The organism is Nonomuraea sp. NPDC059007 (assembly GCF_042740555.1).
In the GTDB taxonomy this organism is placed as follows: domain Bacteria; phylum Actinomycetota; class Actinomycetes; order Streptosporangiales; family Streptosporangiaceae; genus Nonomuraea.
In genome coordinates, this window is record NZ_JBHYJD010000005.1 from 76,790 (window position 1) to 95,326 (window position 18,537).

At 72.3% G+C, this 18,537-nt stretch carries 15 protein-coding genes; 8 read left to right on the forward strand and 7 right to left on the reverse strand.

The window, feature by feature from the left end; all coding sequences use genetic code 11:
• Positions 1-6: 6 nt before the first annotated feature.
• Both ACFWY5_RS09695 and macS read right to left on the reverse strand, forming a co-directional pair.
• Positions 7-651 carry a response regulator transcription factor gene (locus tag ACFWY5_RS09695; RefSeq protein ID WP_184975872.1) on the reverse strand — a complete coding sequence of 215 codons (645 nt, stop codon included), beginning with the start codon at positions 649-651 and terminating at the stop codon, positions 7-9.
• 586 nt (positions 652-1,237) lie between these two features.
• Positions 1,238-2,335: a MacS family sensor histidine kinase gene (gene macS, locus ACFWY5_RS09700; protein ID WP_379611695.1), complete on the reverse strand. Its 1,098-nt coding sequence runs from the start codon at positions 2,333-2,335 to the stop codon at positions 1,238-1,240.
• A gap of 115 nt (positions 2,336-2,450) precedes the next feature.
• On the opposite strand from macS, the gene ACFWY5_RS09705 reads away from it, so the two are divergent.
• Positions 2,451-3,299 (forward strand): MHYT domain-containing protein, encoded by an 849-nt coding sequence (locus ACFWY5_RS09705; protein ID WP_379611694.1) that lies wholly within the window; start codon positions 2,451-2,453, stop codon positions 3,297-3,299.
• Between the two features lie 63 nt (positions 3,300-3,362).
• Positions 3,363-4,181 carry an MHYT domain-containing protein gene (locus ACFWY5_RS09710; protein WP_379631077.1) on the forward strand — a complete coding sequence of 273 codons (819 nt, stop codon included), beginning with the start codon at positions 3,363-3,365 and terminating at the stop codon, positions 4,179-4,181.
• A 164-nt stretch (positions 4,182-4,345) separates the two neighbouring features.
• Here the strand turns inward: ACFWY5_RS09710 and ACFWY5_RS09715 are convergent, their stop codons facing one another.
• Positions 4,346-5,371 (reverse strand): 6-phosphofructokinase, encoded by a 1,026-nt coding sequence (locus tag ACFWY5_RS09715; protein ID WP_379611692.1) that lies wholly within the window; start codon positions 5,369-5,371, stop codon positions 4,346-4,348.
• 112 nt (positions 5,372-5,483) lie between these two features.
• Here ACFWY5_RS09715 and ACFWY5_RS09720 point away from each other — a divergent pair, with 112 nt between their 5' ends.
• Together ACFWY5_RS09720 and ACFWY5_RS09725 are read left to right on the forward strand one after the other, a co-directional pair.
• Positions 5,484-6,935 (forward strand): FGGY family carbohydrate kinase, encoded by a 1,452-nt coding sequence (locus ACFWY5_RS09720; protein WP_379631080.1) that lies wholly within the window; start codon positions 5,484-5,486, stop codon positions 6,933-6,935.
• Positions 6,936-6,987: 52 nt separating this feature from the next.
• Positions 6,988-7,713 carry a Clp protease N-terminal domain-containing protein gene (locus ACFWY5_RS09725; RefSeq protein ID WP_379631082.1) on the forward strand — a complete coding sequence of 242 codons (726 nt, stop codon included), beginning with the start codon at positions 6,988-6,990 and terminating at the stop codon, positions 7,711-7,713.
• On the opposite strand, the gene ACFWY5_RS09730 is transcribed toward ACFWY5_RS09725, so the two are convergent.
• The gene (locus ACFWY5_RS09730; RefSeq protein ID WP_379631084.1) at positions 7,708-9,063 is read right to left on the reverse strand and encodes a N,N-dimethylformamidase beta subunit family domain-containing protein; all 1,356 of its coding nucleotides are present in this window, start codon (positions 9,061-9,063) and stop codon (positions 7,708-7,710) included. The two genes, ACFWY5_RS09725 and ACFWY5_RS09730, sit on opposite strands and share 6 nt — an antisense overlap.
• A gap of 47 nt (positions 9,064-9,110) precedes the next feature.
• Positions 9,111-10,022, reverse strand: coding sequence for a lactonase family protein (locus ACFWY5_RS09735; RefSeq protein ID WP_379631086.1), 912 nt, complete (start codon positions 10,020-10,022; stop codon positions 9,111-9,113).
• Positions 10,023-10,053: 31 nt separating this feature from the next.
• On the opposite strand from ACFWY5_RS09735, the gene ACFWY5_RS09740 reads away from it, so the two are divergent.
• The gene (locus ACFWY5_RS09740; protein ID WP_379631088.1) at positions 10,054-10,974 is read left to right on the forward strand and encodes a GNAT family N-acetyltransferase; all 921 of its coding nucleotides are present in this window, start codon (positions 10,054-10,056) and stop codon (positions 10,972-10,974) included.
• Here the strand turns inward: ACFWY5_RS09740 and ACFWY5_RS09745 are convergent.
• On the reverse strand, positions 10,971-13,163 hold the full coding sequence (locus ACFWY5_RS09745; protein ID WP_379631090.1) for an MMPL family transporter: 2,193 nt from the start codon (positions 13,161-13,163) through the stop codon (positions 10,971-10,973). The genes ACFWY5_RS09740 and ACFWY5_RS09745 overlap by 4 nt on opposite strands.
• A 94-nt stretch (positions 13,164-13,257) precedes the next feature.
• On the opposite strand from ACFWY5_RS09745, the gene ACFWY5_RS09750 reads away from it, so the two are divergent.
• On the forward strand, positions 13,258-13,848 hold the full coding sequence (locus ACFWY5_RS09750; protein WP_379611684.1) for a TetR/AcrR family transcriptional regulator: 591 nt from the start codon (positions 13,258-13,260) through the stop codon (positions 13,846-13,848).
• Positions 13,849-13,857: 9 nt separating this feature from the next.
• Here the strand turns inward: ACFWY5_RS09750 and ACFWY5_RS09755 are convergent, their stop codons facing one another.
• On the reverse strand, positions 13,858-14,565 hold the full coding sequence (locus ACFWY5_RS09755) for an IclR family transcriptional regulator (protein WP_379631092.1): 708 nt from the start codon (positions 14,563-14,565) through the stop codon (positions 13,858-13,860).
• Between the two features lie 83 nt (positions 14,566-14,648).
• Between ACFWY5_RS09755 and ACFWY5_RS09760 the strand changes: the two genes are divergently transcribed.
• Both ACFWY5_RS09760 and ACFWY5_RS09765 read left to right on the forward strand, forming a co-directional pair.
• Positions 14,649-15,782 carry a pyridoxal-phosphate-dependent aminotransferase family protein gene (locus tag ACFWY5_RS09760; protein WP_379631094.1) on the forward strand — a complete coding sequence of 378 codons (1,134 nt, stop codon included), beginning with the start codon at positions 14,649-14,651 and terminating at the stop codon, positions 15,780-15,782.
• Positions 15,779-18,529 (forward strand): FAD-binding and (Fe-S)-binding domain-containing protein, encoded by a 2,751-nt coding sequence (locus ACFWY5_RS09765; protein ID WP_379631096.1) that lies wholly within the window; start codon positions 15,779-15,781, stop codon positions 18,527-18,529. Before ACFWY5_RS09760 ends, ACFWY5_RS09765 begins: the two co-directional genes overlap by 4 nt.
• Positions 18,530-18,537 lie beyond the last annotated feature (8 nt).

Below are 18,537 nucleotides of genomic sequence, written 5' to 3' on the forward strand. Positions count from 1 at the left end.
CCGAGTTTAGTCCTCGTCCAGACCACGCTCGATCGCATATCGGACCAGCTCCACCCGGTTGTGCAGCTGGAGCTTGTTGAGAGTGTTCTGGACATGGTTCTGCACGGTCCGGTGGGAGAGCACCAGCCGGTCGGCGATCTGCCGGTACGACAGCCCCTTGGCCACGAGCCTGAGCACCTCGGTCTCCCGCTCGGTCAGCCGCGGGCCGTCCTCTTCCTGCGCCGGTTGGGCCGCCAGCCTGCGGTACTCCCCCAGCACCAGCCCCGCCAGCCCCGGCGTGAACACCGCGTCACCCTCGGCGGTCCGCCGTACCGCGTCGAGAAACTCCTCCCGGGAGGCCGACTTCACCAGATACCCCGAGGCCCCGGCCTTGACCGCCGCCAGCACGTCGTCCTGTTCGGCGCTGGCCGACAACACGAGCACCCGGGGCGGGCTCTCCAGCCCGCTGAGCCCCTGCGCCACCTCGGCGCCCGACAGATCCGGCAGTTGCAGATCGAGAACCACGACCTCGGGCCGCACCGCCCCGGCCACCCGGATCGCCTGCCGCCCCTCCCCCACGGCCGCCACGACCTCGTACCCGGCCTCCGCCAGATCCCTGGCCACCCCGTCACGCCACATCGGGTGGTCGTCCACCACCATGACCCGCACCATGCCCGCAGCGTACGGCAGCGGGCTAGGGCCCCAGAAGCGGTCACCGCCCAGGCCCCAAGGGGGCAGCAATCCCGGCACCCCTCCACAGACGCACCCGGAAACCACCCGAACGCCTGGCCGCGAAAGCGACACAGCGCCCCGAACGAGAAGGGCGACACCCCGGCAGCTCGGGCCGACACCCCGAGGCATGGGCACATGGGGAACGAGCGCCAAGCGGGCGATGCCGCCTGAAGCACGAGCGAAGGTGCGACACCGCCCGGGAAGCGACCGCGCCCAGGAGGGCGACACCACCGCCAGGGGCCGGGCGATGCCGGGACGGGCAGCGCCGGGCGGGCGATACCGCCTGGAGCACGGGCGGGCGAAGGAGCGACACCTCCCGAGAGACGGCCGCGCCTGGGAGGGGCGACACCGCCGCCAGGGGCCGGGCGATGCCGAGACGGGCAGCGCCGGGGCGGGCGGCGCAGGGGCGGGCGGCGCAGGGGGGCGATGCCGGGACGGGCGATGGCGGGGCTTGTGGAGGGGCGCACGATCGTGCCCAAGGCGGGTGCGAGCGTGGAAAGGCGAACCCCCAAAGCGCGACGACGCTCTAGGGCCGGACGGGGATCCTGATTTCGATCTCGGTGCCCTCGCCGGGGGCGGTGATGATGGTGACGGTGCCGCCCGCGTCGGCGATGCGGCCCTTGATCGACTGGGCCACGCCCATCCGGCCGTCCCGCTCGGCCTCCTCCAGGCGGCCAGGGGGGATGCCGTCGCCCTCGTCCCTGACGCTGACGATGACGCAGTCCTCCTCCTGCTCGGCGAAGACCCAGGCGCGGGCGTCCGGCCCCACGTGGGTGCGGACGTTGTCCAGGGCCGCGCCGACCGCTGCCGCGATCTCGGCCGCCGTGGCCGGGGGCAGGACGATGGGGGTGGCGGGGGTGGAGACCGTGACGGTGGCGGAGCCGTACCTGGTGAGGAGGGAGCGCAGGTCGCCGGAGGGGGCGGGGCGCAGGGAGATCAGGTCGCGCAGGGCGGCTTCCTGCTCTCCGGCCAGACGCCCGAGTTCGGCTGCCTCGCCGCCGATCTCCTGGCCGCGCCGCTGCACCAGCGCGAGCACCTGGAGCACGGAGTCGTGGATGCCGCGCGAGAGGCGGTCGCGCTCGCGCTGGGCGGCCTCCATCTCGGCGGCCCGCTGCATACGTTCCTCGGCCTGCTTGGCCAGGCGCGCGACGTGGCCGACCACGACGCCGGACAGGAACAGCAGGACGGCGCCGTTGATGAGGACGGGCGCATCGGGGGTGCGTACGCGCAGCCAGACGTCGGCCGCGGCGACGATGGCCGCGCCCAGCGCGCCGAGGCGGCGTCCGCCGTAGACGGCCCAGGCGAGCACGGGCCCGGCGATCCAGGTGGCGGGCAGCGGCATGACGCCTTCGGCGTATTGGTAGGGCCCTTCCACGTACGGCGAGGCCAGCAGGCAGGCCAGTGTCACCAGCATGTCGATGACCAGCAGCGGCCAGCCGCGCAGCGCCTCCACGGAGTAGGCGAAGATCGACGCCGCGGTCCACAGCGCCATGAGGCTGAGGACGAACCACCCCATGACGGGCCGGGCGTACCCGTCGTGCTGGACCAGGAGCACACCGGCGTAGACCAGCGACGCGATCCTGAAGACGGCGATCGCGCGCCAGAACGGTCCCTCGATACCCATGAATCATTCTCACGTTTCCGACAGGGGCGGTTGACAGATAGTCGAAGTATCCATGCGAATCGGGCCACACCACTGCCAGAATCCGGTGATCCCTAATGCAAGGAAATATCGATACATGTCTACCGCTGTTAATCATTTCACCCACGGCCCGCTCACCCCGGCCCTCGCCTACGTGATGTCGTGCATCGGGTCAATGCTCGGACTGCGGCTGACCGCTCAGGCCCACGCCTCGCGCGGTGGTTCGCGGGTGCGCTGGTTGCTCGGCGCGGCCGTATCGATCGGCGGCACCGGCATCTGGGTCATGCACTTCATCGCCATGATGGGCTTCGACATCGAGGGCACCCCGATCCGTTACGACGTCCCGCTGACCGTGGCCTCCGCGCTCGTCGCGATCGTGGTCGTGGGCACCGGCCTGTTCCTCGTCTCCTACGGCGGCGGCCGGGTGCTGGCGCTGCTCGGCGGCGGACTGCTCACCGGCCTCGGCGTGGCGAGCATGCACTACCTCGGCATGTACGCCATGAACATGTCCGCCCACGTCTCCTACGATCGCCTGACGGTGGCCCTGTCGGTGGCGATCGCGGTCGTGGCCGCGACGGTGGCGCTCTGGTTCACGCTGCGGGTCAGGCGGCCCATCTGGATCGCCGCCGCCGCCCTGGTCATGGGCGTCGCGGTGGCCGGCATGCACTACACGGGGATGTTCGCGATGACCGTCACCCCGCACCACGCGCCCGCGCCGGTGCCCGGCGCCGACGCGCTCGACTTCCTCGTGCCGCTCATGACCGTGATCAGCCTGATCACGCTGACCATGCTGCTCATGGTCATCCTGTCGCCCTCGGAGGAGGAGCTCCACGAGGACGCCGAACTCCTCGCCAGGCTGGAGCTGCGCAGGCGGACGTCGCAGCAGCTCACCTACCCCGCGCCGGCCCCCAGGCCGCAGCCCGCGGGGAGGTCGCGCCGCCGGTAGTTGCACAGGCAGCGACCTGGGCCCCATACTCCCCTTGCTTTACTCATCAAGGGACGCATGCCCATGTCAGCTGTCGATCACTTCTCCTTCGGGTTCCTGACACCCGCTCTCGCCTACGTGATGTCAAGCGCGGGCTCCATGCTCGGCCTCCTGCTGACCTCCCGCGCCCGCCTCGTCGGCGGTCGTGAGGGCCGGTTCTGGCTGGTCGGCGCGGCGCTCGCGATCGGCGGCACGGGCATCTGGACGATGCACTTCATCGCCATGATGGGCTTCGCTGTCACCGGCACGCCCATCCGCTACGACGTCACGCTCACGGTGGCCTCGGCGGTCCTCGCGGTGGCGGTCGTGGGCGCCGGGCTCCTCCTGGTCGGCCGGGGCGGGTCCCGCCCGCCGTGTCTGCTGGGCGGCGGCGCCCTGACCGGGCTCGGCGTCGCCGGCATGCACTACCTCGGCATGGCCGCCATGAACATGTCCGGGCACGTGCACTACGACCCGCTCGTCGTCGCCCTGTCGATCCTCATCGCGGTCGTCGCGGCCACGGTGGCGCTCTGGTTCACGCTGCGGGTGCGGGGCGCCTGGCGCATCGGCGGGGCCGCGCTCATGATGGGCGCGGCGGTGTCCGGGATGCACTACACCGGCATGTTCGCGATGTCCGTGGAGCTGGTGCCGTCCGCCGGGCCCATCCCGGGCTCGCGCGCCCTGGACTTCCTGCTGCCGCTCATCGTGGGCCTGTGCGTGGTCACCGTCGGGCTGCTGCTGCTGGTGATCCTCTCCCCCTCGGAGAAGGAACTGCGCGGCGAGATCGCCTTCCAGGCCAGAAAGGCCGCCAGAGACGACGAAGGCGCGCCGGAGGTGAATCTCTTCGGCACGCCTCGCGGTTGAGCTATGTCCTGGGTACGGCTCGCGCCCCGGTGGGCCGCCGATGCTTCCGCGGCGCGAGCCGTACCCTGAGAGGGGTTGCAGCGGTTCGTCTAACCCCGCTGCGTTGAAAGGTACGGCCTGCCGCTTGCAAGCCGCTTACGGATGATCACGATCCGCTTGCACGCTCAGCCGAAGAAGACCTCGGCCTCCGCGTAGCGCTCGTCCGGGACGGTCTTGAGCTCGGCCGTCGCCTCGTCGAGACCGACCCTGACGATGTCGGTGCCGCGCAGCGCGACCATGGAGCCGTAGGCGCCGTCGTGCACGGCGTCGATCGCCTGCAGGCCGAACCTGGTGGCCAGGACCCGGTCGAACGCGGTCGGGGTGCCGCCGCGCTGGATGTGGCCGAGCACGGTGGTGCGGGCCTCCTTGCCGGTGCGCTTCTCGATCTCCTTGGCCAGCATCTCGCCGATGCCGCCGAGGCGTACGTGGCCGAAGGAGTCGAGCTCGCCGGTCTGCAGGGTCATCTGGCCCTCGATCGGGTGGGCGCCCTCGGCGACGACGATGATCGGCGAGTAGCGGGTGCGGAAGCGCGACTCCACGTACTCGCAGACCCGGTCGATGTCGAAGGGCTTCTCCGGGATGAGGATGACGTTGGCGCCGCCCGCCATGCCGGCGTGCAGCGCGATCCAGCCGGCGTGCCGGCCCATGACCTCGCAGATCAGCGCGCGGTGGTGCGATTCGGCCGTGGTGTGGAGGCGGTCGATGGCTTCAGTGGCGATGTTGACCGCGGTGTCGAATCCGAAGGTGTAGTCGGTGCCCGACAGGTCGTTGTCGATCGTCTTGGGCACGCCGACGACCTTGACCTCGCGATCCCACAGCTGCTTGGCCACGCCGAGCGTGTCCTCGCCGCCGATGGCGATCAGCGCGTCGACGCCGCCCGCCGCGAGGTTCTCCTTGATGCGGTCGACGCCGCCCTCGATCTTGATGGGGTTGGTCCTGGACGAGCCAAGTATGGTGCCGCCGCGCGGCAGGATGCCGCGTACGGCCTGGATGTCCAGCGGCATCGTGTCCCCCTCCAGGGGGCCACGCCAGCCGTCACGGAATCCGACGAACTCATGACCGTAAACACTCACGCCCTTGCGGACGACGGCCCTGATCACAGCGTTGAGACCGGGGCAGTCGCCGCCGCCGGTGAGCACTCCAATACGCATGGCGGGTTCCTCCCAATGGGGTTCACGACCCAGAATCGCATTGTGCCCGTGGCCTCGGGCAGTGGTCTAGACCAAAATTCACGGCCCAGATTAGTAACAGGAAGGCGGTTCCGTGACTGTTTTGGCCATTGACGCGGGAACGACTGGAGTCACCGCCCTGATCGTGACCGAGGACGGCCGGATCGAGTCCCGGGGATATGAGGAGTTTCCGCAGCACTTCCCCGAACCGGGCTGGGTCGAGCACAACCCGGAGGACATCTGGCAGGCCACGCTCGCCGCGTGCGCGACGGCCCTGCGCGGCGCGCAGTCGCCGCCGTCGTGCGCCGGGATCACCAACCAGCGCGAGACCGCCGTCCTGTGGGACCGGCGGACGCTGGCCGCGCCGCGCAGGGCCGTGGTCTGGCAGGACCGCCGCACGGCCGGGATCTGCGAGCGCCTGCGCGCCGCCGGGCACGAACCGCGCGTGTCGGAGCTGACCGGCCTGCGCCTCGACCCGTACTTCACCGCCACCAAGCTCACCTGGCTGGCCGAGCGCGACCCCGCCGCGTGGGCGGGCGTCACCTCGGGCCGCACCGCGCTCGGCACCGTCGACAGCTACCTCGTCGCCCGCCTGACCGCGGGCGCGCGCCACGTCACCGACCCGTCCAACGCCTCACGCACTCTCCTGTACGGCCTGGCCTCCGGAACCTGGGAGCCGGAGCTGTGCGAGCTGTTCGGCGTCCCGGAGTCCGCGCTGCCGGAGATCGTCCCGAACTACGGCCCGATCGGCCGCACGGACCCGGACGCCTTCCTGGGCCTCGCCCTGCCGATCAGCGGCATGGCAGGCGACCAGCAGGCGGCCCTGTTCGGCCAGACGTGCTTCGCGCCCGGCGAGGTCAAGTGCACCTACGGCACCGGCTCGTTCATCCTGACCAACACCGGCTCGGAGATCGTCCGCTCGGATGCCGGGCTGCTGACGACGGTGGCGTGGCAGAGGCCGTCGGGCGAGCTGACGTACGCGCTGGAGGGCTCGATCTTCGTGACCGGCGCGGCCGTACAGTGGCTGCGCGACGGCCTGGGCGTGATCGGGACGGCACCCGAGTCGGAGGCCGTCGCCCGCACGGTCCCCGACAGCGGCGGCGTGGTCTTCGTGCCCGCGCTGACCGGCCTCGGCGCCCCGCACTGGAACCCGGAGGCGCGCGGCCTCATCACCGGCATCACCCGCGGCACCACGCGCGCCCATCTGGTGCGCGCGACGCTGGAGGCGATCGCGTTCGAGGTGCGCGACGTGGTGGAGGTGATGGGCGGCTCGGTCGCCGGGCTGAAGGCCGACGGCGGCGCCAGCGGCAACGACCTGCTGATGCAGGTGCAGGCCGACCAGCTGGGTGTGCCGGTGGAGCGGCCGGTCGTCCAGGAGACCACCGCGCTGGGCGCCGCGTTCCTGGCCGGTCTCGGCTCCGGCGTCTGGGACTCGGCCGAGGAACTGCGCGCGACCTGGCGCCTGGACCGGCGCTTCGAGCCCGGCGCCCGCGACGACGCCGCCTACGACCGCTGGCGCGCCGCCGTCGCCCTGACCAAGCAGTGAAATCGTCAACCAGAGGTTGACGCATTCGCGATCGTCAACCTATCGTTGACGCATGGATGGAACCGTTCGTCTCGACGACATCATCAACGCGATCAAGAAGCGCCACCCCGACGGCGATCCTCTCGGCGAGCTGTCGGACGCCGTGTTCATGGGTGAGCACCTGGGCGAGGTGGCCGACCACCTCATCGGCCACTTCGTCGACCGGGCCCGCCACTCCGGCGCCTCCTGGACCGAGATCGGCCGCAGCATGGGCGTGACCAAGCAGGCCGCCCAGAAACGGTTCGTCACCAAGGAGGGCTCGCTGAGCGACGACCTCTCCGCCTACACCCGCTACACCGAGCGCGCCCGGCGCTGCGTCGTCGGCGCGATGGAAGAGGCCAAGGCCACCGGCCACGACCACATCGAGCCGGCCCACATCGTCCTGGGGCTGCTGCACGAGCCCGAGGCGCTGGCCGGCCGGTCCATGATCGCGCTCGGCGCCTCCCTGGCCACGGTCAAGGAGGCGATGCGCAACTCGCTGCCGCCCGGCACCGGCGCTCCCGGCCCGCAGGTCCCGTTCTCCGCCCAGGGCAGGAAGATCATGGAGCTGACCCTGCGCGAGGCCCTGCGGCTCGGCCACAACTACGTGGGCACCGAGCACATCCTGCTCGGCACGCTGTCCCTGCCCGAGGCGGCCGAGGTCCCGGCGCTGATCGTGCTGGAGGGCCTCGGCGTCACCAAGGAGGCGGCCGAGCGGGAGATCCTGCGCATGCTCGGCGAGATCACCGGCGGGTCATAGCCGGCCGGCGGGGCCCTTGGCGAACCTGGCCAGGATGTTCGCGGTGGCGCGGCGGGTGAAGGCGGCGGCGTCCTTGGTGACGCCGTGGCCGCAGCGCCGCCCCCGCATCCCGCACACCCAGCGCATGGTCCCGCTGGCGAACACCCCGGCGCCGCTGGGCGCGACGTAGTAGGTGCTGTGGGACACGGTCTCGCGGCCACCGCAGTCGACCGGAGACTCGGCCAGCACCTCCACCTCGCGCGGCGAGCCACGCGAGATCCGGTCCGTCTCCACGCCTGCCATGCCGGGGAAGCGGCGCCCGCGGGTGCCCTCGAAGATCCAGTGGCCCGGTTTGCGCACCACGTACGCCGCCTCCGCGGGGAAGCAGTCGTACATCTGCCCCACCAGCGAGCTTTCCGGCGCGACGCTGCGCCAGAGCGGGCAGCGCGTCTCCTTGTCGCACTCGACCACCCGCCCGGTCAGCCCGATCTTCCAGTAGACGGCGTTCGCGCCGAGAAAGGCCAGGTTGACACCGCGGTCGCGGGCGCGGGTGACGGTCTCGCGCATGCCGGCCGTCCAGTACTCGTCGTGGCCGAGCGAGACCACGGCCCGCGCCCCGTCCAGCACGCCGGGGCGCAGGTCGAGCGAGGTCAGGTAGGCGAGGCGGACGCCGCTGCGCTCGGCCACCTCGATGGCGTCCTTCTCCAGGTCGAGGAAGAGGCGGGCGCCGTTGGTGTCGTAGGGGCGGTCGAAGGTGACGGCCCGGGAGCGGGCGGCGAAGCCGCCGGGCCCCTCGTAGAGGTCGCGGCCGCCCCAGCGGTTGTAGGCCTGCCAGGTGGTGACCGCGTTGACGATCACCACGCGGCCGGCGGTGGCGGCCGACCTGACGGTGATCGGCACGTACCGCTGACCGCCGGTGGAGGCGTCCAGGCGCAGCAGGTAGGCGCCTTCCGGCCAGCCGGCCGTGTGCACGCGCAGCGACGGCTTCCAGTGGGCGGCGGTGACCATGCGGGCCGCTCCGGTCCTGGGCGCGGCCTGCCGTACGCCGGAGACCTGGCCGGAGGCCCACACCTGCGTGACGGGCGCGCCCATGCGGAAGGCCCGCACGGTGAAGCGCGGCGCCGTCGTGGACACGCGCAGCCAGAACCGCTCGCCCGGCAGGACGCTGACGCGGTCGGCGTAGCCCTCGATCTCGTGTTCTGCGCCCTGCCCGGTGATCCGCCACGGGACCGCGCGCGAGGGCGCCGCGGCGTCCGGCGGCGCCGCGGGCGGAGCGACGGGGGCCGGAGCGGCGGTGGTGCAGGCGGCGGCCATGGTCAGGGCCAAGGCCGCGGCCACGGCACGGGCGGCGGCCGGGAAGAGCGTGCGCACGAGCGCTCATGATCACCGTCGCCGCCCGGGGGCGCTGGCGGCTTTGCCTACACCGGCAGCACGCAGGCGGGACTCTTGACCGCGATCGTCTCCCCGGTGGGGGCGGGCAGGCCGCCGGCCAGGGTGAAGGCGTCGACGGTGCCGGAGTTCTGGTTGGCGATCCAGAGGGTGTCGCCGGCGATGGCGAAGTGGCGCGGCCAGTCGCCGCCGGAGGGGAGTTCGGCGAGCTTGTCCCCGTCGGCGGTGAAGACGGAGAGGGTGTTGGGGCCGCGGTTGAGTATGTAGAGGCGGCCGTCGGCGGCGTCGACGTGGGCGGGGAAGTTGACGCCCGCGGCGGCGCTGGCCGGCGCCTGCCACAGTTCGCGCCACCCGTCGGCGTCGTAGGCGCGCAGGGTGCCGTCGAGCTCGCCGGCCACGTAGACGCGCCCGTCCGGGGTGAAGACCAGGTGGCGGGGGCCCATGCCGGGCGCCAGGCGCACCGGTTCGAGCGCGTCGCCGGTCAGCGTGTAGCGGCGGATCTCGTCGGTGCCGAGGTCGGAGACGTGGAGCACGTCACCGTGGAAGACGCACTGGTGGGCGTGCGGGCCGCGCTGACGGTCGGGGTGGGGGCCGGAGCCCTGGTGGGGCAGCAGGATCGGCTCGCCGGTGAAGCGGCCGTCGGCGTCGAGGTGGTGCAGGCTCGCGACGCCGTCGCCGTAGTTGGCCGCGGCCAGCAGCGTGCCAGACGGGTGCACGGCCAGGTGGCACGGGCTGTCGCCGCCGCTCGTCCGCCGGCCGGTCTCGCTCAGGCCGCCGCCGGTCGCGTACGACAGCAGCACGCCCTCGCCGAGCTCGCCCGCGGCGTACAGGACGGGCAGCGCCGGGTGCGCGGCCAGGAAGGAGGGAGACGGGGCCGGGGTGATGCCTTCACCGGCGGTGAGAATGCCGTCGCCGTAGGAACCGACGTAGAGCTGCGTCACGGGAGAGTCCTCTTCATGGTTGACTAGGGCAATGAGTTCGTTGACGGAAGCAAGGGTCTTTGAGGTCAGGGCCTTCAACCGGTTCTATACGAAGGTGATCGGCGTCCTGCAGGCAGGGCTGCTCGACTCCCCTTACTCGCTGACCGAGGTGCGGGTGCTGTTCGAGATCGCGCACGCCGGCGAGCTGGAGACCGGCGAGCTGCGGGCCCTGCTCGACCTCGACGCGGGCTACCTGAGCCGCATGCTCACCCGCTTCGAGAACGACGGCGTCATCTCCCGCCGCCGCTCCCCCCACGACGCCCGCAAGCAGCTCGTACGGCTCAGCCCTCTCGGCGCCGCCACCTTCGACCGGCTCGACGAGCAGGCGGCCGGCGAGGTCGCGGCGCTGCTGGCCGGGCTGACCGAGGAGGACCAGGGGCGGCTGGTGGGCGGCATGGCCCTGATCCGCCGCCTGCTCGGGGACCCGGCGGCGGTGGCCGGGCGGGAGCCGTACCTCATCAGATCCCCCCACGCCGGGGACCTGGGCTGGGTCGTGCAGCGGCACGGCGCCCTCTACGCGGAGGAGTACGGCTGGGGGCTGGCCTTCGAGCAGACCGTGGCCGGGATCTGCGCCGCCTACTCCCCCGAGCGCGACGCCGGGTGGATCGTCGAGGTCGACGGGCAGCGGGTGGGCTGCGTGTTCTGCATGCGCAGGGACGAGGAGACGGCGCAACTCCGGATGCTGCTGGTCGAGCCGTCGGCCAGGGGGCTCGGCATCGGGCAGAGGCTGGTCGGGGAGTGCCTGCGGCACGCGCGGGAGCAGGGGTTCAAGCGGATCATGCTGTGGACGCGCGACGACCTCGTGAGCGCGCGCCGGATCTACCAGGCGGCCGGCTTCGCGCTGGAGTCGGAGGAGAAGGGCGAGGAGAACGGCGTCGCGGTGACCGAGCAGATCTGGTCGCGGGCGCTCTAACGCCTCCTGGGCCACCAGTTCAGCGGGCCGGCCAGGCGCATGGCCGCCGGGACCAGGATCGCCCTGATCACCGTGGCGTCGGCCAGGACGGCGATCGCCATGCCGACCCCCAGCATCTGCACGAACGACACGCTCGCCGTCGCGTAGGCGGCGAACGAGGCCGCCAGGATGCCGCCCGCCGCGGTGATGAGCGGGGCGCTCTTGCGCAGGCCCGCCGCGACCGCGCGCGTGGTGTCGCCGGTGCGGTCGTACTCCTCCTTGATCCGCGACAGCAGGAACACCTCGTAGTCCATGGACAGGCCGTAGGCGACGCAGAGCATGAGGATCGGGATGCTGGCGTCCAGCGTCCCGGTCGCGGTGAAGCCCAGCAGCCCGGACAGGTTGCCCTCCTGGAAGATCCAGACGATCGCGCCGAACATGACGCCGAGGCTGAGGAGGTTGAGGAGGGTCGCCTTCAGCGGGATGAGCAGGCTGCGGGTCATGGCGAACAGCAGGACGAACGTGACGCCCAGCATCAGCGCCAGCACGAGGGGCAGGCGCTCGACGATGGAGGCGCGGTAGTCGGCCAGCTCGGCCGGGTAGCCGCCGACCAGCCGCTCGAACGGCGCGGGGGTGGCGCGGACCGCCGCCACGAGGTCGACCGGATCCCCGGCCAAGGCGTGGGCGGACGGGACCACCGACAACCACGTGCCCCGGGCGGCGGGGCCGAACCTGGCGGGGTCGCCGTCGCCGGTCCGCTCACCCCGGGCGTAGGAGCCGGCGGCGGAGTCGACCTGGGCGACGCCGGGCAGGCGGGAGAGTGTGGCGGCATATGCCGAAATGTCGCCCGCTCCCGAAATATCGCCTGACGGGGTGCTTGTGGCGACGATCTGGATGGCGTCGGTCTCCTCGGCGGGGAAGTTCTGCCGGATGACGTCCTGGGTCTGCCGCGCGGGCGCGGACGGCGGCAGGATGCGGTCGTCGGCGGTGCCGAAGTTCAGGCCCAGGAACGGCGAGGCCAGCACGAGCAGCGCCGCCGTGGCCGCGCCGCCGTACAGGAGCGGACGCCGCATCACGCGCACGGCCAGCCCGTGCCAGAACCCCTCGCCCCGTACGGGCCGCTCCCGCTTGGGCAGCATGACGCCCCCGGCACTCGCCAGTACGGCCGGCAGCACGAACACCGCCACCGCCACCCCACCCGCCACGACCGCGATCCCCGCGTACGCGAACGAGCGCAGGAACCCGAACGGCAGCGCGAACAGCACGGCCAGCGAGGCCGCCACGGTCAGCCCGCTGAAGATCACCGTCCGGCCCGCGTGCTCCACCGCCGCGGCCACCGCGTCGGCCCGTTCGCGCCCGGCCCTGGTCTCCTCGCGGAAGCGGGCGATGACGAACAGGCAGTAGTCGATGCCGAGCCCGAGCCCCATGGCGAGCGTGAGGTTCAGCGCGAACGTGGACACGTCGGTGAAGACCAGGACGCCGCGCAGCAGCGCCAGCCCGACCGCCATCGCGAACACCCCGGCCAGGATCGGCACCAGCGCCGCGACCGCCCGCCGCAGGTACCACCACAGCAGCGCGAACACCAGCGGGAAGATCACCAGCTCGGCCCTGACGAAGTCCTGCCGGGCCAGCGGGATGGTCTGGCGGAACACCTCCTCGCCGCCCCCGGCCCGTACCGCGGCCACTCCGGCGACCCCCTCGCCCATCCTCGGCACCAGGACGGGCAGGATCGTGCCGCGCACGTGGTCGGCGTCGCCGGGGACGCGGACGACGATGAGCGCGTGCCGGCCGTCGCCGCTGCGCAGGGTGGCGGGGTTGCCGCGGGTCCAGTAGGAGGCGGCCTCGGCCACGCCGGGTGTGGCCTTCGCGCGGGCGGTGAGCTCGCGCCCGGCGGCGGCCACGGCCGGGTCGTCCACGCCGCCCTTGACCGCGGTGACCAGGAAGACCAGGTCGGGGCTGCCGGTCTGGAACCGGTTCACCAGTTCGGCCTGGGCCCGGTCCGACTCCGAGCCGGGCGCCTCGAACCTGGCCAGTGACAACCTCGGCACCGCTCCTGCCGCCAGCGCGGCGGCGGCCACGAAGGCGAGCAGGGCCAGGGACAGGACGAGGCGGCGGCGCCGTACCAGGAAATATCCCAGCTTGCGGAGCCTCGGCAGTGGTGGTGGCGGCGGCGCTTTCGCGGCGCGCGGACGGGCCGGCACGGCGGTCATGAGACTTCTCCCCGAAACTCGGTAAACTGCTCGTGTTTTGCTGTCCCAGCCAGAAATACAAGTAAATGCTCGTATTTGTCAACGAGGTGTGCCCATGACCGAGCGACCCGTCCGCAGGCAGGCGCGCGGGCTCAAGCGCATGGCCGAGATCCTCGACGCCGCCGAGCTGGTGATCGCCGAGATCGGCTATCCGGACATGACGACCAACCACGTCGCGGCGCGGGCGGGGCTGTCGCCGGGGTCGCTGTACCAGTTCTTCCGCAACAAGGAGGAGATCCTCGACGGGCTCGTCGCCCGCTACACCGACGAGCGGCAGGAGTTCTGGGCCGGGCGGCTGGCCGCGCTCACGCCGGAGGTGCCGCTGGAGGTGCTGGTCGGGCAGCTGGTCGACGAGAGCGTCGCGTTCAAGTCGCGCGCGCCCGCCTACTGGGCCCTGTTGTACGGCTCGGCCACCGGCGACCGCCTGGCCTCCGCCGCGGCCCGCCTGCACGCGGCCATCGCCGCCAACGTGGCCGCCATGCTGCGCCGGCGCGCACCCGATCTGCCGCAGGCGCGCGCGCTCACGCTGGGGACGATGGCGGTGGCGATGGTGAAGGCGGTGATGCCGCTGCTCTCCTCGTCCCCGGACCCGGACGAACTGGTCACCGAGCTCAAGATCGCCCTGACCCGCTACCTCGCCCCCTGAGCGCGGAGGTCAGAGGGCGGCGGCGATCCGGGCGGCGGCTTCGGTGACGAGCTTGCCGTACTCCGGGCGCAGCTCGTCGGTCATGCGGGTGGCGGGGCAGGAGACGCTGAGGGTGGCCACCGGCCCGTCGGCGCCGAGGACGGCGGCGGCCACGGCGGCGATGTCGGAGCGCCACTCCCCCCGGTTGCCGGCCCAGCCCTGGGCGCGGATCGCGGCCAGTTCCTCCCGCAGCACGGCGGGGTCGGTGATGGTGGCCGGGGTGTAGGACTCCAGCTCGGGCAGTTCCCCGGACAGGTGGGCGAGGACGGCCTTGCCGTTCGCCGAGGCGTGCAGCGGCAGCCGGATGCCGAGCGGGAGCACGATGCGCAGGGGCTTGTCGGTCTCCAGGCGCTCGATGAGCACGACGGCGTCGCCCTCCGGGACCATCAGGTGCACGGTCTCGCCGGTGCGCTGCCGCAGTTCCTCCATGACCGGCAGCGCCACGTCGCGCAGGCCCAGCTCGGCGCGCCGGCCGACCTGAAGCGCCTTGGTGGTGACCAGCCAGCGGGTCACCTCGCCGCCGGCCGGCCGGATCCAGCCGGCCTCGTGCAAGGTGCGCAGCGAGCGCTGCACCGTGCTCTTCGGCAGTCCGAGCGCGCGCGACAGCTCACCCACGCCGATGGGCTGGCGGGCGGCGACCTCTTCGAGAGCGCGCAGGGCGTTGACGACGTTCTGCATCCATTGACTCCTTCGACGACCCGCTTCTAAGGTTAGTGAACCGCACCACGGCACGCTGTGCCGCCACACGGCACGGAGGAATCGTGCACTTCCTGCAGATCCCAGGCCCCACCAACGTCCCGCACCGCGTCCTGCAGGCGATGGCCCGCCCGACCATCGACCATCGCGGACCGGAGTTCGCCGAGCTCACGCTCGACCTGCTCCCCCGTCTCGCCGCGGTCGTCCAGACCGGCGGCGACGTGGTCGTCTACCCGTCCTCGGGCACCGGCGCGTGGGAGGCGGCACTGGTCAACACGCTGTCGCCGGGCGACCGGGTGCTGGCCTTCGAGACCGGGCACTTCGCCATGCTCTGGTGCCGCATGGCGGCCAAGCTCGGGCTGGAGGTCGACCTCGTCCCCGGCGACTGGCGGCACGGCGTGGACCCCGACCTGGTCGCCGAGCACCTGACCGACGAGACCGCCGCCGTCATGGTCGTCCACAACGAGACCTCGACCGGCGTGCGCAGCCGCGTCCCCGAGATCAGGGCGGCGCTCGATCGCGCCGGGCACCGGGCGCTGCTGCTGGTCGACACGATCTCGTCGCTGGGCTCCATCGACTACCGGCACGACGAGTGGGGCGTCGACGTCACCGTCGGCTGCTCCCAGAAGGGCCTGATGCTCCCGCCCGGTCTGGCCTTCAACGCGGTCAGCCCGAAGGCGCTGGACCACCAGGGGCGCCTGCCGCGCGCCTACTGGGACTGGCGGCCGATCATCGAGGCCAACCACTTCGGCTACTTCCCCTACACCCCACCCACCAACCTGCTGTACGGCCTGGCCGAGGCGCTGTCCATGCTGGAGGAAGAAGGGCTCGCCCAGGTCTTCGCCCGGCACGACCGGCACGCGGAGGCGACGCGGCGGGCCGTACGGGGATGGGGGCTCGAGGTGTTGTGCGCCGACGAGCGGGAATACTCGAGCGCGCTGACCGCGGTGACGGTGCCGAACGGCTTCGACGCCGACGAGGTGCGGCGGATCGTGCTGGAGCGCTTCGACATGTCGCTCGGCACCGGCCTCGACAGGCTCGCCGGGCGGGTCTTCCGCATCGGCCACCTCGGCCACTTCACCGACCTCATGCTCGCCGGCACGCTGAGCGGCGTCGAGATGGGGCTGCGGGCGGCCGGGGTGCCGATCAAGGACGGCGGCGTCCAGCGGGCCCTGGCCTACCTGGAGGGCGGGGCGTGAGCCTCGCGCGGACGCTCGGGCCGCTGCTGGCAGGCGAGGTCAGGGACGACGACTACACCCGCCACCTGTACTCGTCCGACGCCAGCATGTACGCCATCGAGCCCCTGGCCGTCGCCTACCCCAAGCACACCGACGACGTACGCGCACTGGTCACGGCCTGCGGCGGCCTCGGGGTGCCGGTGCTGCCCAGAGGCGCGGGCACGAGCCTGGCCGGGCAGACCGTGGGCGCCGCGGTGATCGTGGACTTCTCCCGGCACATGAACCGCATCCTGGAACTGGACGGCGACCTGGCCCGGGTGCAGCCCGGCGTGGTCCAGGACCAGCTCAACCGGGCCGCGGCCAAGCACGGGATGATGTTCGGTCCCGACACCTCGACCAGCAACCGGGCCACGATCGGCGGCATGATCGGCAACAACTCCGCCGGCAGCCACTCGATCCGCTACGGCTCGACGATCGACCACGTGCGGGCCCTGAGCGTGGTCCTGGCCGACGCCTCCACCCCCGACCTGGCCACGGACGGGCGGCTGCGCGCCGGGGTGGACAAGATCCTGGAGAACCTGGACCTGGCGGGCTACCCGCGCTTCTGGCGCCAATCCGGCGGCTACCGGCTCGACCGGGTCACGCCTGACGACCTCACCCCGCTCGTCGTCGGCTCCGAGGGCACGCTGGCCATCGTCACGGAGGCGACCGTGCGCCTCGTGCCGCGCCCCACGACGCGGGCGATCGCCGTCGGCCACTTCACCGGGACCCTGTCCGCCATCGCCGCCACCCACGAGGCCCTCGCCCTGGACGCCGCCTCCGTCGAGCTCATGGACAAGGCCATCCTCGACCTGTCCCGGCAGCGGGTGGAGTACGCCCGGCTCGGCGACATCCTGGAGGGCGATCCGGAGGCGCTGCTGTTCGTGGAGTTCTTCGGCGACGACGCGGCCGGCAAGGTGGACGAGCTGGCCAGGGCCTGGAAGGCGGGTGGGCACGGCTACCACACGCTCCGGGCCGTCGGCAAGGAGCAGCGCGAGGCCGTGCTGAAGGTGCGCAAGGCCGGGCTGGGACTGCTGATGGCCTCCAGCGTCGGCAGCCGGCGCCCGCTGGCCTTCGTCGAGGACACCGCCGTGCCGCCCGAGGCGCTGGTGCCGTACGTGGCGGAGTTCGAGCGGATCCTGGAGCGGCACGGCATGAAGGCCGGCTTCTACGGCCACTGCTCGGTCGGCTGCCTGCACGTACGCCCGTTCGTCGACCTGCGCGCCCCCGGCGAGATCGCGGCCATGCGCGCGGTCGCCGAGGAGATCGCCGAACTGGCCGCCCGCCACGGCGGCGTGAACTCCAGCGAGCACGGCGACGGCCTGGCCCGCTCGGAGTTCAACGAGAAGCTGTTCGGCCCGGCCGTCTACGCGGCGATGCGGGAGGTCAAGCGGTTGTTCGACCCCGGCAACCTGCTGAACCCCGGCAAGATCGTGGACGCCGCCCCGATGACCGAGCACCTGCGCGACCCCTCCCGCCCCGAGCCCCCGCCCCTGCGGACGGCACTGGCGTTCGCGGACGGCATGCACGCCGCCGCCGACCGCTGCATGAACATCGGCGCCTGCCGCAAAGAGGACACGGGCGTCATGTGCCCCTCCTACATGGCCACCCGCGAGGAGGAGCACTCCACCCGGGGCCGGGCCAACGCCCTGGTCAAGGCCCTGTCCTCACCCGACCCCCGGGCGGCGCTCGGCGAGGAGCGGCTGCACGGCATCCTCGACCTCTGCCTGGAGTGCAAGGCGTGCACGTCGGAGTGCCCGCTCGGCGTGGACATGGCCTCGCTGAAGAGCGAGGCACTGCACCAGTACCACCAGACCCACGGCGTGCCGCTGCGCTCGCGGCTGTTCGGCGCGATCCGCACCCTCAACCGGCTCGGCTCGGCCACCGCGCCGCTGTCCAACCTGCTCGCCGCCCCCCTGCGCGGCGCCCTGGGCCTGGCCCGGCAGCGCCCGCTGCCCCGCTTCCAGCGCGACACGCTGCCACGCTGGCACGCCCGCCGTACCCCGGCCCCCGGCCGCCTGGGCGAGGTCATCCTCCTGGCCGACTCCTTCACCTCCTTCACCGAGCCCGCCATCGGCCGAGCCGCCGTCGAACTGCTGGAAAAGGCCGGCTACACGGTACGGCTGGCCGCCGAAGGCTGCTGCGGCCGGTCGAGCCTGTCCAAGGGCCTGCTCGACCGGGCGAAGAGCATGGCGGACGACATGGTCGGACGCCTGTCGGCCTCGGACGCCCCGATCGTCGGCCTGGAACCGTCCTGCCTGCTGACGCTCAAGGACGAGTACGCGGCGCTCCTGCCCGGCGACCCCCGCGTCCAGGCGGTGGCCGGGCGCGCCCGCCTCGTACCGGAACTGCTGCTCGAAGCCATCGACGGCGGCGCGCTGCAGCTCGGCGACGCTCTCAGCGGCCGCACGATCCTCTTCCACGGCCACTGCCATGAGAAGGCCGTCACCGGCACCGCGGCCACGCGCGAACTGCTCGCGCGCATCCCCGGTGCGCGTGTGAGCGAACTCGACGCCGGCTGCTGTGGCATGGCCGGATCGTTCGGGTTCGAGGCCGAGCACTACGAGTTGTCCATGAAGATCGGCGGCCTGCGGCTGTTCCCAGCCGTGTCCGCCACCGCCGAGGACACCCTGGTCGCGGCCACAGGGGTGTCCTGCCGCCAGCAGATCGCGCACGGCACCGGCCGCACCGCCCGCCATCCCGTCGAACTCATCCGACTGCTGACCTGACTCGGGGG